The following is a 13,535-nucleotide window of genomic DNA, read 5'->3' on the forward strand; positions in this document are numbered from 1 at the left end:
TACTCCATGCAGGTATAGAGAGCCGGATTTAGGATACTACGGAGGCAGGGCTGATAATATTTCGTGTTAGACTCCACTCCGAATTTTTCTGTATCCGGAATACGATGACTTCTGAACAAGCCACCTCAAAGGCCCTGTCCCGTCGCTTCTGCGTCGCTCCCATGATGGACTGGACCACCCCGCACTTTCGTTACCTGGCCCGCATCCTCAGCAAGCGGGCGCTGCTTTATACAGAAATGGTCACCACAGGTGCGCTCATCCATGGCGATACCGAGCGCTTTCTGCGCCACGATGTTTCAGAGTATCCGCTGGCGCTTCAGCTCGGCGGCAGCGACGCTAACGAGTTGGCCCATTGCGCGCGTCTGGCGCAACAGTTCGGATTCAGCGAGGTTAACCTGAACGTGGGTTGCCCCAGCGACCGGGTGCAGAACAACATGATCGGCGCCTGCCTGATGGGTCATCCAGACAAGGTAGCAGAGGGCGTGGCCGCAATGATTGAGGCCACCGACCTTCCGGTTACGGTAAAGCACCGCATCGGCATTAACGGCCGGGAATCCTGGGACGAGCTGTGCGAGTTTATTGAAACCGTGGCAGCAGCCGGCTGCAAAACGTTCATTGTGCATGCCCGCATCGCCGTTCTTGAAGGATTGAGCCCGAAGGAGAACCGCGATATTCCACCCCTCAAATACGACTGGGTGTATCGTCTGAAACAGGCCTATCCGCACCTGGAAATCATCATCAACGGCGGCATAAAAACCTTCGGGGAGTGCCACGAGCACCTGACCCACACCGATGGCGTGATGCTGGGGCGAGAGGCCTACCACAATCCCTGGCTGCTGGCCGAGGTAGACGCTGAGCTTTTCGGCGAGCCACCGGCCGTTACCAGTCGCCATGAGGCGCTCCGGGCCATGTTCCCGTTCATTCAGCAGGAGCTGGACCGGGGCGTGTACCTCACCCACATTACCCGCCATATCATGGGCCTGTTCCTCGGGCAGCCGGGGGGACGGCAGTTCCGCCGCCATCTGAGTGAGAATGCCAACAAACCCGGCTCCGGGCTGGAAGTAGTCGAACAGGCGCTGGCGAAAGTCAGAGAACCGGAACCCAGTTTGGAAACCTGATCGCCACCATACCTTTTGTTGTCTTGTTACTGTCGTAAGCTGCCGTTATTGTAGGAGTTAAAAGGGCATTGTGGATGAATGCCCGAATAACACCGAACCATCGGGGTGACAGGACGAATGAACAGCAAACTCGAACAGCTTAAAACCATGACCACGGTTGTGGCCGACACCGGCGATATCGACGCTATCCGGCAGTGGCGCCCGGAAGACGCCACCACCAACCCTTCTCTGTTGCTGAAGGCCGCGGCCTCTGAGGCGTATCGGCCCATGCTGGAAAAGGCCGTGGCCTACGCTGCCAAACACGGTGGCTCGGATGCCGAACAGCTGACGGTCGCAACCGACATGCTGGCAGTGCTGGCGGGCAAGGAAATTCTCGGGCTGATTCCAGGCGTGGTCTCCACCGAGGTAGATGCCCGTTTGTCCTTCGACACCTCCGCCACTCTGGAACGTGCCCGCCGCCTGGTGGACTTTTACGACCGCCTGGGCGTGGACACTAACCGTGTTTTGATCAAGATTGCCTCCACCTGGGAGGGTATCCGTGCAGCAGAGCAGCTTGAGAAAGAAGGCATCCGCTGCAATCTAACGCTGCTCTTCTCTTTTGTGCAGGCAGTGGCGTGTGCCCAGGCCGGCGCCCATCTGATCTCACCGTTCGTGGGCCGTATCCTCGACTGGCACCTGGCCAGCTCCGGACGCGACAGCTATCCGGCCGAGGAAGATCCTGGCGTAATCTCGGTTTCACGCATCTACAATTACTACAAGGCCAATGGCTTCAACACAGTGGTAATGGGTGCCAGCTTCCGCAACACCGGCGAAATCGAAATGCTGGCCGGCTGCGACCGGCTCACCATCAGTCCGGCACTGCTTCAGGAGCTGAAGGATGATCAGGGCACTCTGGCCAGGAAACTCAACCCGGAGACGGCCTCCTCGACCGACAAACCGGGGCAGATTAACGAGAAGCAGTTCCGCTGGGAATCCAACGAAGACGCCATGGCCACCGAGAAGCTGGCTGATGGCATTCGCCGTTTTGCGGCAGACCAGATCGAACTGGAGCACCGGGTCCGCCAGCTTGCGCAGGCGGCCTGACATTTGTTGAAACGAAGTAACTGACCATGATCGAACGCCTGAAGAAACTGTTTTCCGTTGCCGAGTCAGAACCGGTCGAGCCGGATACACATCAACTGGCCGTGGCAGCCACCGCCCTGATGGTGCAACTTTCGCGGGTAGACAACCAGGAAGATGAGCGGGAACTGAAGACCATTGTCGACTGTGCGGTGAAGGCTCATCAGATTACCCGGGAAGAGGCTGAGGAAATCCTGCACGATGCCCTCGCCCACGCCGAAGACGCCACATCGTTGTATCAGTTTACCGGGCAGATTAACGATCATCTGGATCAGAAACAGAAGCAGTCCCTGTTGGAGAGTATCTGGCGGGTTGCCTTTGCCGACGGCCGTATCGACAAATACGAGGAACACCTTATTCGCCGCATGGCAGACCTGCTGCATCTTAATCATCGCGAGTTCATGCAGGCCCGGCACCGGGCGGAAGAATCCGCATCCTGATTCAAGGAGATTCCATGTTAGCCATTCTTCACCCCAACACCGCGCTCGATAGTGAAGCCTATCGCCAGACCATGGAATACCTGGAAAACCTTCCGGGCGTCAGCATCCGGGTACACGAAATTCAGGGTGCCAGCCAGCGACTGACCGAAATCTACCTGCTGGGCGACACCAAATCCCTGGAAAAAGCAGAAATTGAAGCCCTGCCGGCGGTGGAACGCGCCATCCGGATTTCCGAGGATTACCGGATTCTTGGCCGCCACAAGGATGACCAACGCCAGAGTGGGTTTACTTATAATGGCGTGGAGTTCAACCAGAACAACCTGAACATTTTCGCCGGCCTTTGTGCGGTGGACGTGCCCGAGCATGTGGAAATGATGCTGCAGGCGCTGGAAGACAACGGTGAGGTATGTACCCGAATGGGGGCCTACAAGCCGCGCACCAACCCTTACTCCTTCCAGGGCCACGGCAAGGGCTGTCTACCCTGGGTGTTCGAGAAAGCAGGCAAGCATGGTATCAAGGTGATTGCCATGGAAATCACCCACGAAAGCCATATCGAGGAAATCGACACTTGCCTGGAAAAACTCGGCCGGCCAACCGGCGTGATGCTGCAGGTAGGCACCCGCAACACCCAAAACTTCGAACTGCTCAAGGCCATTGGCCGGCAGAGCACCTATCCGGTGCTCCTCAAGCGTGGTTTCGGTATCACCCTGAATGAATCCCTGAACGCAGCCGAGTATCTGGCCAGCGAGGGCAACGCCAACGTCATTTTCTGTTTACGCGGCATGAAAACCGAGGCCGGCCTGCCCCACCGCAATATGGTAGATTTTGCCCATGTGCCTGCGGTAAAACGCCTGACCCGCATGCCGGTGTGTGTGGACCCATCACACTCCGTGGGCAGCCGGGACCAGTCACCGGATGGTATTCTTGATGTGATGCACGCGACCGCACAGGGGGTCATTGCCGGCGCCAACATGGTGCTGGTGGACTTCCACCCAAAACCGGAGAAAGCCCTGGTTGACGGCCCTCAGGCGCTTCTGATGAGCGAACTGCCGGCCTACCTGAAAGATATTCGCCTGTGCCACGAGACCTGGAAGAAACGCCAGGCCATCTACCAACGCCTCAGGGAAACTACAGCAGAATGATCGTTTATGGTCACCGTGGAGCCAAAGGAGAGGCTCCGGAAAACACCATGCCTGGCTTCATCCATGCCCACCGGCATGGCATCCGGCATTTTGAGCTGGATCTGGTGCTGTCTAAAGACGGCATCCCGGTACTGGTGCACGATCTGACCGTGGACCGCACCACCGGCCAGAAAGGCAGTGTCGGCAAGTATACCGCCGCCGAACTGGCCGAGATGGATGCGCGCCGCAATACCAGCTCATGGTCCCGGAAAACCGGTATTCCCTCGCTGGAGAATCTCCTAGATCAGTTTGATGACATTGAGCACCTTCAACTGGAAGTGAAAAAGGATGCACGGCACAGGCTGAACATCCTGTGCAATCGCCTGACCGAGATCATCCAGCGCCGGGATTTGTACCAGACGGCCGCCATCACCTCGTCCGATCCCTGGTTTCTGCGTGAAATCCGGCGACGCGACAAAAACATACGCATCGGCCTGGTAGCCGAGCGCAAGTTTCCCAAGCCACTGAACCTGGCCACCCGGCTGGGCTGCGAATATTTCTGTGTGAACTGGAAAATTCTGACCAAAGGCATGGTCGAGACGGCACATCGACGGAACATGCATGTCTCTACCTGGACGGTTAACCGTATCCACGACATGCTGCTTCTGGAAGAGATGGGGGTCGACAGTATTATCACCGATTACCCCACCAGCACCCGTATGTTTTTCGACAACCGGGCCAAGGCGGTGTTGAACCTGCCGATACGGGAAATCTCACCAGAGCCCGCCTGAAGCAGGGCTCTGGTGGGCAACGGTCTGATCAGAAGATTCGGTTCAGGCCGTTGAGGGCAGCTACCCGATAGGCTTCCGCCATGGTCGGGTAGTTGAAGGTGGTGTTGATAAAGTAGTTCAGGGAATTGGCTTCCCCTTCCTGGTTCATGATGGCCTGGCCGATGTGAACAATCTCGGCGGCCTGGTCACCAAAGCAGTGTATCCCCAGAATTTCCCGGGTCTCCCGGTGGAACAGAATCTTCAGCATGCCCACAGCTTCGCCGGTAATCTGCGCCCGCGCCAGATCCTTGAAGAACGCCTGGCCGACATCGTATGGCACTTTTGCTTCGGTCAGTTCGCGCTCGGTTTTACCAACAGAGCTGATTTCCGGAATGGTATAAATGCCGGTAGGCACGTCGTCCACAAAGCGGAAATACTCGTCCTGGGTAATGTCAGACGAGGCCGCCCGCCCCTGGTCGTAAGCGGCACTGGCCAGGCTTGGCCAGCCAATCACATCGCCGGCAGCATAGATATGCTCGACTTCCGTACGGTAATGCTCGTCTACCGCCAGCTGGCCCCGGCTGTTCGGTGTCAGGCCCACGTTCTCAAGCCCCAGATTCTCGGTATTGCCGCTACGGCCATTACACCACAGGAAGGCATCGGCCCGAATCTTCTTGCCGGATTGCAGTGACAATACAACACCGTGATCGTCACCTTTCACGGATTCATACTGCTCATTGTGGCGAACCAATACACCGTTGTTGCGCAGGTGGTAACTCAGGGCATCGGAAATTTCATCATCCAGGAACGACAGCAAGCGACTGCCCGGGTTGATCAGGTCTACCTTCACACCCAGTCCAGCAAAGATGGAGGCGTATTCCGAACCAATGACACCGGCACCGTAGATAATCAGGGTACGCGGGGTGTGGGACAGATTCAGAATGGAGTCTGAGTTGTAGATCCGATGATGACGGAAGTCGACATCGGGCGGCAGGTACGGGCGGGAACCAGTGGCAATGATGGCCTGCTTGAAATGGATGGTTTCCACGGACTTGTTGCCACGGATTTCCAACCGGTGCTTGTCGACAAATGCGGCACGGCCGTTGATAAGGTCTACCCGGTTACGGGAATAGAACTGAGTGCGCAGCTTCACCTGTTTGCCAATCACCTTCTGGGCGTTCTGCAATACCCGCGGAAAAGAGAACCAGCGCGGTTCACCAATGTCCCGGAACATCTGGTTGGTGTTGAAGGTGATGATCTGCTTGACCGAGTGACGCAGCGCCTTGGACGGAATGGTGCCCCAGTGGGTGCAGTTACCGCCAACCGTAGGCTTGTCTTCAATGATGGCGACGCGCCTGTTGTGCTTCGCCGCATTCATTGCCGCCCCTTCTCCCGAAGGACCGGCGCCAATAACCACCACGTCGTAATGATGCTCTGCCATGCGCGCACTGACTCCTTATCTACACTCTGAAAGCGTAGCTATAGTTATTAATGTATTGTTGGCCGGGAGCGGTTATTTTTCGGCCTTGGTGGCATCGTATGCCAGGTCTTCCGCTTTTACTGGCTCATCCGAGCCGCTCCGGCTCTCTTCGCATTTCTGGGTATTGCCACCGCAAATCTCACAGGAAGTACTGATTCCCAGAGCGCCAATACCACCGCAGGTTCCGCTGATCGGCTTTCGACCGAAAATCACACCGATCGACATACCGGCAATCAGCAGCACCACAATAAACAACACCAAAAGAAAGGTACCCATTACTGCCCTCCTTTACTGGACAAGGTAAGACGAGAACGCCGGTGTCTGATGGGTTTCAAAGCCGTTGTCTCCCCTCACAATAAAAAATGCGGGAATGTTTTCACGGGTTGCCAGGCCCATGGCCTTGTCAAAACCCATCACATTAAAGCCGGTTGCCAGAGCATCTGCCGTCATACAGTCTTCTGCAATAACCGTAACCGAGGCCAGTCGATGACCAATAGGCTTTCCCGTCTCAGGGTCTATTGTATGGGAGTACCGCTGGCCGTTCGATTCGTAATAGTTACGATAATCGCCGGACGTGGCCATGGCCTGAGCATCCAGCGCCACCACACTATTTACTGCCCGGCCCTGCTCTATAGGTTGCTCAATAGCCAGACGCCAGGCGGTACCGTCCGGCTTGCGTCCATTGGTACGCACTTCGCCGCCCACTTCCACAAGGTAAGCGCCGACACCTTCACTGTCGAGGTAACGGGCCACCGCATCCACGCCATAGCCCTTGGCAATACCCGACAGATCAATGTACTGGGGCTTCTCGCTGCGAATGGCACTGGCCAATTCATCGAACTCCAGGTGCTCCCAACCGGTGCCACGAAGTACGGTGTTCAGTTCATCGTCGGAGGGTATCTGTTCAGGCCGCGCCTTGGGCCCAAACCCCCAGAGATTCACTACCGGGCCAATGGTCACGTCGAACGCCCCACCCGTCAGTTCAGCAATCTCGACTGACCGCCGGATAACCTCGAACAATGCCGGCGAAAGCTCAATCCACTCCGACTGGTCCCGCAGACTGTTCAGCTGAGACAGCTCGGAATCCGGCTTCCAGGTCGACATGGCATTGTCCACCTGATCCAGCGTGCTCTCGATGCCCTTGGCCAGAGTCTGAAGCCGTTGCTCATCTTCTGGCAATACGACGTTAATGTGATAGGTCGTCCCGAAAATCCCGCCAGAGATCTCCCAGACTTTTTCTTCTTCCTGAAACGAACAACCCGCCAGGGTGGCCAGAGCCAGCGCCATAAAGACGCTGACCACGGCTACCCTGGCGGGTCGGAACATGCGGGATGTCATGCGGTCTGATTAACCTCCGAAGTCATCCAGCATGATGTTCTCGTCCTCTACACCAAGATCTTTCAACATCTTGATCACAGACGCGTTCATGATTGGGGGTCCACACATGTAGAACTCACAGTCTTCCGGAGCCGGATGGTCCTTCAGATAGTTTTCGTACAACACGTTGTGGATAAAGCCCGTAGGGCCGTTCCAGTCATCGGTTGGCAGGGGGTCTGAAAGCGCCACGTGCCACTCGAAGTTGTCGTTCTCTGCAGCCAGACCGTCGAAGTCTTCCACGTAGAACATTTCGCGTACGCTACGCGCACCGTACCAGAAGCTGATCTTGCGCTTGGAGTTCAGGCGTTTGAGCTGGTCGAAGATGTGAGAACGCATCGGCGCCATACCGGCACCACCACCGATGAATACCATTTCCGCATCGGTATCCTTGGCGAAGAACTCACCAAACGGTCCCATCACGGTAACCTTGTCGCCCGGCTTCAGGTTGAACACGTAAGTGGACATGATACCCGGCGGATGGTCGGTACCAGGAGGTGGCGTGGCAATACGGATGTTGAACTTGAGAAGACCTTTTTCTTCCGGGTAGTTCGCCATGGAGTAGGCCCGGATGGTTTCTTCCTTGTTCACGCCCTTGTAGCGCCAGATATCGTGCTTGTCCCAGTCTTCGTGGAACTCTTCCTCGATGTTGAAATCCTTGAACGGAATTTCATACGGAGGACACTCCAGCTGCACGTAACCGCCGGCGCGGAAGTCCACTTCCTCGCCTTCCGGCAGCTTCAGTACCAGTTCCTTGATGAAGGTGGCCACGTTGTGGTTGGAGATAACCTCACATTCCCACTTCTTCACACCGAAGAACTCTTCAGGCACTTCGATCTTCATGTCCTGCTTCACAGGAACCTGGCAGGACAGACGCCAGCCTTCTTTTTCTTCGCGGTTGGTGAAGTGGGTCTTTTCCGTGGGCAGCATGGCGCCACCGCCGTCCAGAACCTTGCACTTGCACTGGGCACAGGTACCGCCACCGCCACAAGCAGAGGACAGGTAGATGCCACTATTGGCCAGAGTACCCAGCAGCTTGCCGCCCGCGGCGGTCTTGAGCGTGTGCTCGGGGTCGTCGTTGATCTCAATGGTCACGTCACCGGTGCTTACCAGCTTGGAGCGGGCTGCGAGGATAACCGCAACCAGCGCCAGAACGATAACGGTGAACATGACCACGCCGAAAATAATTTCTGTATTCATGGTCTCGCCTTTTCGTTAAACCGAATCACCGGGTGAATTACAGGGAGATGCCTGAGAACGACATGAAACCCAGTGACATCAGACCAACGGTAATGAAGGTGATGCCAAGGCCACGCAGTCCGTTCGGAACATCGCTGTACTTGAGCTTTTCACGGATACCCGCCAGAGCAATGATGGCCAGAGCCCAGCCAACGCCAGCGCCGAAGCCATACACCAGACTCTCGCCAAAGGTGTAGTCACGCTCAACCATGAACAGTGACGCACCAAGGATGGCGCAGTTAACCGTAATCAGCGGCAGGAACACACCCAGCGCCGCGTACAGGGCCGGAATGTATTTATCCAGCACCATTTCCATGATCTGTACGATCGCGGCGATAACACCGATGTATGTCAGCAGGCCCAGGAAGCTCAGGTCCACATTCGGCAAACCGGCCCAGTCCAGGGCACCTTCACGCAGGATGGTGTTATAAAGCAGGTTATTCACCGGTACGGTGACCGTCAGTACCACCACAACGGCGATACCCAGACCAGTCGCCGCTTCGATCTTCTTGGAGATGGCCAGGAAGGTACACATCCCCAGGAAGAACGCCAATGCCATGTTTTCAACAAAGATCGCCTTAAGCAGGAGGCTCAGATAGTGTTCCATCAGAAGGCCTCCTTGACGGTATGGCGAGACAGCTTGTAGTCAGGCTCTTCTACTTGCTCCGGCTTCCAGGTACGCAGACCCCAGATTGCCAGGCCGATGATGAAGAACGCACTCGGCGGCAGCAGCAGCAGGCCATTCGGTACGTACCAGCCGCCTTCGTTAACGACAGGCATCAGGCTTACACCGAACAGCGAACCGGCACCCAGCAGCTCGCGGAAGAACGCCACGAACAGCAGAATAACCGAATAACCCAGACCGTTACCGATACCATCCAGGAAGCTCATCAGCGGCGGATTGGTCATGGCGAAACCTTCCGCGCGGCCCATAACGATACAGTTGGTGATGATCAGACCAACGAATACCGATAGCTGCTTGGAGATTTCATAGGCATAGGCCTTGAGAATCTGGTCTACCACGATGACCAGGGAAGCAATGATGGTCATCTGCACGATGATCCGGATACTTCCCGGGATCTGGGTCCTTACCAGTGAGACCGCCAGGTTGGAAAATGCGGTAACGGCTGTAACAGCCAGACACATGACGATACTCACGCTCATGCTGGTGGTTACCGCCAGCGCCGAACAGATACCAAGGATCTGAAGGGCGATCGGATTGTTACTGAAGATTGGTTCGAAGAGAACCTGTTTGGCTGTTGAGCCTGCCATGATCAGACCTCCCCTTCACGAAGTTTTTTCAGGAACGGGGCGAAGCCGCGCTCACCCATCCAGTAATTCACGAGCTGCTCGACACCACGACTGGTCAGTGTGGCACCAGAGAGTGCGTCAATCTTGTGTTCCTTGTCCTTGGCATCGGCGCTGACTCCACCTTTCACCAGACGGATCTGGGGTTCGGTCGGATCGTCACTGTAGAGTTCCTTGCCTACCCACTGCTGTTTCCAGCGCGGGTTATCAACTTCACCACCCAGGCCCGGCGTTTCCGCGTGGGCGTAGAAACCCAAACCTTCAATAGTGTTGAGGTCACCTTCAAGGGAAACGAAGCCGTACAGGGTAGACCACAGACCGTAGCCGTGAATCGGAAGCACCACACGAACCAGCTCGCCGTTCTCGCTCAGGGTGTAGACCTTGGCAACGTTCGGACGACGCTTGATGCCAGCTTTGTCTTCAGACGACGGGATGTTGGTCGACATCTCCGGATCGGAAGCAGCCTTGTACATGTCGTACTTCATGGGATCCTGAACACCCACAGCAGACGGCTCTACAAAATCGCCCTTGTCCAGGTCGACCAGGCGGACATCGAAGCGTGCAAACGTCTCTTCAATGTCCTGCGCGGTTGAGCCTGGCTCAAGCATGCCGGCGGCAGAAAGGATGTTGGTTTTGATGTCCAGATTCTGGTTCTGGATCTGCGCGGGACGGAGCATGACCGCAGCCGTGGAAACCACAACCGAGAACACAATACTCAGTACCAACGCCACCATCAGGGTTCTGGAGACGGTATCTTTTGCTTTAGCCACGAGCAAGCCTCCGTTTGATGTTGGCCTGAACCACGTAGTGGTCCATCAGCGGCGCAAACAGGTTAGCGAACAGGATCGCCAGCATGATGCCTTCAGGGAAGGCCGGGTTGATCACACGGATCAGCACCGTCATCACGCCCACCAGGATGCCGAAGCACCAGCGACCGGTGTTGGTCATGGCGGCAGATACCGGATCCGTTGCCATGAACATCATACCGAAGGCAAAGCCGCCCATAACCAGGTGCCAGTGTGCCGGTACGCCGAACATCGGATTGGTTTCTGAACCGATAAGATTCAGCAGCAGCGACATACCGATCATGCCGATCAGCACACCACCGACAATCCGGTAGGAGGCGATCTTCATGGCCAGCAGGATCAGACCACCAATCAGAATGGCGATAGTGGAAGTTTCACCCATGGAGCCCTGAATGGTGCCCACAAAAGCGTTCATCCAGCCAATCTGGGCTTCCAGTGCTTCGAGGCCACCAGAGGCAGCCCAGCTCAGGGCCGTAGCGCCACTGAAGCCGTCTACCGCCGTCCAGACGGTATCGCCAGAGATCTGTGCCGGATAAGCGAAGTACAGGAAAGCACGGCCGGTCAGTGCCGGGTTCAGGAAGTTCTTGCCGGTACCGCCGAACACTTCCTTACCGATAACCACACCGAAGGTGATACCCAGCGCCACCTGCCAGAGCGGGATGGTCGGCGGGCAGATCAGCGCGAACAGAACGGAAGTGACGAAGAAACCTTCGTTCACCTCGTGCTTGCGCACGGTCGCGAACAGGACTTCCCAGAAGCCACCTACAATAAAGGTAACCGCGTAAATGGGCACGAAATAAGCCATGCCATACACGAAGTTATCCCACAAGCCAGCGCCGGCTCCGGTTACCGCCAGTGCGGTAATGAATGCCTCACGCAGTCCACCGTCGGCAATCATCGCATCCGGGTTGGAAGCCAGGAAGTTGTTGGCCTGGAAGCCAATGTTCCACATGCCGAAGAACATGGCCGGGAACGTACACAGCCACACCGTGATCATGATGCGCTTGAGGTCTATGCCGTCACGCACATGAGCGGTGGTTTTGGTCACGCTCGCAGGCGAATAGAAAATGGTATCAACGGCTTCGTACAGTGCGTACCAGCGCTCGTACTTGCCGCCTTTTTCAAAGTGGTGCTCGATTCCATCGAGAAACTGTCGGATTGCCATCGTATTAGCCCTCGATCTCGATTCGGGTCAGGTTCTCACGGAGAATCGGACCGTATTCATATTTGCCGGGGCACACGAAGGTGCACAGCGCCAGATCTTCTTCGTCCAGCTCCAGGGCACCCAGTTTCTGTGCCATTTCAGTGTCGCCCACAATCAGAGAGCGCAGCAGCTGCGTTGGCAGAATATCCAGAGGCATCACCTGTTCATAGGCACCCACCGGCACCATCGCACGCTCACTACCGTTGGTCGTGGTCGTGAAGTTGAACAGCTTGCCGGGATTGAGCTTGGACAGGTAGATGTTCAGCACGGAGAACTTGTTGGGACCCGGCGACAACCAGCCCATGAACTCGCGTTTGCTGTGTTCTTCCAGAACAGTAATCTGGTTGGCGAACCGCCCCAGGTAGGCACAGGGGCCATCACCACGACGGCCACCGAACACGGAACCGGAGATGGCACGGACTTCACAGTCTGTGGCAACCTCCCCGTCCAGAAGTTCCGGCAGGCTGGCACCCAGACGGGTACGGACCAGGCGCGGCTTCACAGCCTTGGGGCCACCAATAGCAACAATGCGCTCGACCGGCACTTCACCGGTTTCGAACAGCTTGGCGATATCGATCACATCCTGGTAGTTAATAGACCAGACAGTCTTGCTGGCCGATACCGGATCCAGGTGATGGATATGGGTACCGACATTGCCTGCCGGATGCACGCCATCAAACTGGTGCACTTCAATATTGTCAGCCTTGGGCACGGCAACGTTAGAGCCGGGCTTGCCAGTCACAAACACTTTGCCGTTGGTGAGGCGGGAGATAATAGTCAGGCCCTTTTCAAAAGCCTTGCTATTTTCGCCAATGATAACGGTGGGATCTGCCGCCAGCGGATTGGTGTCCATAACAGACACAAAAATCGAATTCGGCGCAGAGTCGATTTCAGGAACCTTGCTGTAGGGGCGCGTACGGAAAGCTGTCCACAGGCCAGACTCTACCAGGTTATCAACCACCTGCTGGCGTTCCAGGCCGGCGAGGTCGGAATCGCTGTAGCGGGCATAGGTTTCCGCATCGTCGCCATCAATTTCGATCACGACAGACTGGAAAACGCGACGCTCACCGCGATTGATTTCTTTCACCACGCCTGCAGCGGGGGAAGTATAACGAACGCCTTCGGTCTTCTTGTCCGTGAACAGCAGCGTACCGCGCTTGACACGGTCTCCCTCTTTCACAGCCATCGTCGGCTTCATGCCGTGATAGTCAAAACCGATGAGCGCCACGTGGCGAACCGGCTTGCCGTCAGTAATGGTCTGTTCGGGAGCGCCGCTGATGGGAAGATCCAGGCCTTTTTTGATCTTGATCATTAGCCTCATCCAATCATCAGAAACTATTCTGTGGATTTGTAACGCCCGGCCCCTGCGGCCCTGGTTTCCTGTCCGGATTGCGCCGAACGGCTGCACCTTGAGGTTCAAATGCCATAGCAGTTGCTGCTGTTTGCCATTTGACGCAGGAAAAGATGAGAAACGGGGTGCCAGACATACCCAAAATCGCGCCAATTATAGAGATTAAGGAAACCTATTTCCACCGGTAACAAAAATGGTTTTGTAC

Annotated in this window: 14 protein-coding genes; 5 read left to right on the top strand and 9 right to left on the bottom strand. The window is 56.3% G+C overall.

All coding sequences use genetic code 11. The features are described 5' to 3' along the window. The first annotated feature begins 104 nt into the window (after positions 1–104). The 5 genes from dusA to C7436_RS04410 all read left to right on the top strand — a co-directional run bounded on the left by dusA (position 105) and on the right by C7436_RS04410 (position 4,589). Positions 105–1,118 (top strand): tRNA dihydrouridine(20/20a) synthase DusA, encoded by a 1,014-nt coding sequence (gene dusA / locus C7436_RS04390; protein ID WP_121206828.1) that lies wholly within the window; start codon positions 105–107, stop codon positions 1,116–1,118. A 117-nt stretch (positions 1,119–1,235) separates the two neighbouring features. Continuing rightward, positions 1,236–2,201, top strand: coding sequence for a transaldolase (tal, locus tag C7436_RS04395; protein ID WP_121206829.1), 966 nt, complete (start codon positions 1,236–1,238; stop codon positions 2,199–2,201). Positions 2,202–2,227: 26 nt separating this feature from the next. Then, the gene (locus tag C7436_RS04400; protein WP_121206830.1) at positions 2,228–2,677 is read left to right on the top strand and encodes a tellurite resistance TerB family protein; all 450 of its coding nucleotides are present in this window, start codon (positions 2,228–2,230) and stop codon (positions 2,675–2,677) included. 14 nt (positions 2,678–2,691) lie between these two features. Continuing rightward, complete coding sequence (locus C7436_RS04405; RefSeq protein WP_121206831.1) at positions 2,692–3,819, top strand: 3-deoxy-7-phosphoheptulonate synthase; 1,128 nt, start codon at positions 2,692–2,694, stop codon at positions 3,817–3,819. Further along, positions 3,816–4,589 carry a glycerophosphodiester phosphodiesterase gene (locus C7436_RS04410; protein WP_121206832.1) on the top strand — a complete coding sequence of 258 codons (774 nt, stop codon included), beginning with the start codon at positions 3,816–3,818 and terminating at the stop codon, positions 4,587–4,589. The genes C7436_RS04405 and C7436_RS04410 overlap by 4 nt, the downstream gene beginning before the upstream one ends. Before the next feature lie 28 nt (positions 4,590–4,617). On the opposite strand, the gene sthA is transcribed toward C7436_RS04410, so the two are convergent. From sthA to C7436_RS04455, 9 genes are all read right to left on the bottom strand, one after another. Then, positions 4,618–6,009 (bottom strand): Si-specific NAD(P)(+) transhydrogenase, encoded by a 1,392-nt coding sequence (gene sthA / locus C7436_RS04415; protein ID WP_011785397.1) that lies wholly within the window; start codon positions 6,007–6,009, stop codon positions 4,618–4,620. A gap of 72 nt (positions 6,010–6,081) precedes the next feature. After that, on the bottom strand, positions 6,082–6,324 hold the full coding sequence (gene nqrM, locus C7436_RS04420; protein WP_014421086.1) for a (Na+)-NQR maturation NqrM: 243 nt from the start codon (positions 6,322–6,324) through the stop codon (positions 6,082–6,084). Positions 6,325–6,336: 12 nt separating this feature from the next. After that, positions 6,337–7,386 (bottom strand): FAD:protein FMN transferase, encoded by a 1,050-nt coding sequence (locus tag C7436_RS04425; RefSeq protein ID WP_121206833.1) that lies wholly within the window; start codon positions 7,384–7,386, stop codon positions 6,337–6,339. A 9-nt stretch (positions 7,387–7,395) separates the two neighbouring features. Next, positions 7,396–8,622, bottom strand: coding sequence for an NADH:ubiquinone reductase (Na(+)-transporting) subunit F (nqrF, locus tag C7436_RS04430; RefSeq protein WP_121206834.1), 1,227 nt, complete (start codon positions 8,620–8,622; stop codon positions 7,396–7,398). 37 nt (positions 8,623–8,659) lie between these two features. Beyond that, positions 8,660–9,268, bottom strand: coding sequence for an NADH:ubiquinone reductase (Na(+)-transporting) subunit E (gene nqrE, locus C7436_RS04435; RefSeq protein ID WP_011785401.1), 609 nt, complete (start codon positions 9,266–9,268; stop codon positions 8,660–8,662). Continuing rightward, entirely contained in the window at positions 9,268–9,933 is a 666-nt protein-coding gene (locus tag C7436_RS04440) for an NADH:ubiquinone reductase (Na(+)-transporting) subunit D (RefSeq protein WP_014421083.1), read from the bottom strand. The genes nqrE and C7436_RS04440 overlap by 1 nt, the downstream gene beginning before the upstream one ends. Before the next feature lie 2 nt (positions 9,934–9,935). Next, positions 9,936–10,739, bottom strand: a complete 804-nt coding sequence (locus C7436_RS04445) for a Na(+)-translocating NADH-quinone reductase subunit C (RefSeq protein ID WP_022991580.1) — start codon at positions 10,737–10,739, stop codon at positions 9,936–9,938. Continuing rightward, entirely contained in the window at positions 10,732–11,940 is a 1,209-nt protein-coding gene (locus C7436_RS04450) for an NADH:ubiquinone reductase (Na(+)-transporting) subunit B (protein WP_011785404.1), read from the bottom strand. Before C7436_RS04450 ends, C7436_RS04445 begins: the two co-directional genes overlap by 8 nt. Before the next feature lie 4 nt (positions 11,941–11,944). Beyond that, on the bottom strand, positions 11,945–13,291 hold the full coding sequence (locus C7436_RS04455) for a Na(+)-translocating NADH-quinone reductase subunit A (RefSeq protein ID WP_014421081.1): 1,347 nt from the start codon (positions 13,289–13,291) through the stop codon (positions 11,945–11,947). Positions 13,292–13,535 lie beyond the last annotated feature (244 nt).

Origin of the sequence: Marinobacter nauticus, from assembly GCF_003634635.1 — a bacterium.
Lineage (GTDB): Bacteria > Pseudomonadota > Gammaproteobacteria > Pseudomonadales > Oleiphilaceae > Marinobacter > Marinobacter nauticus.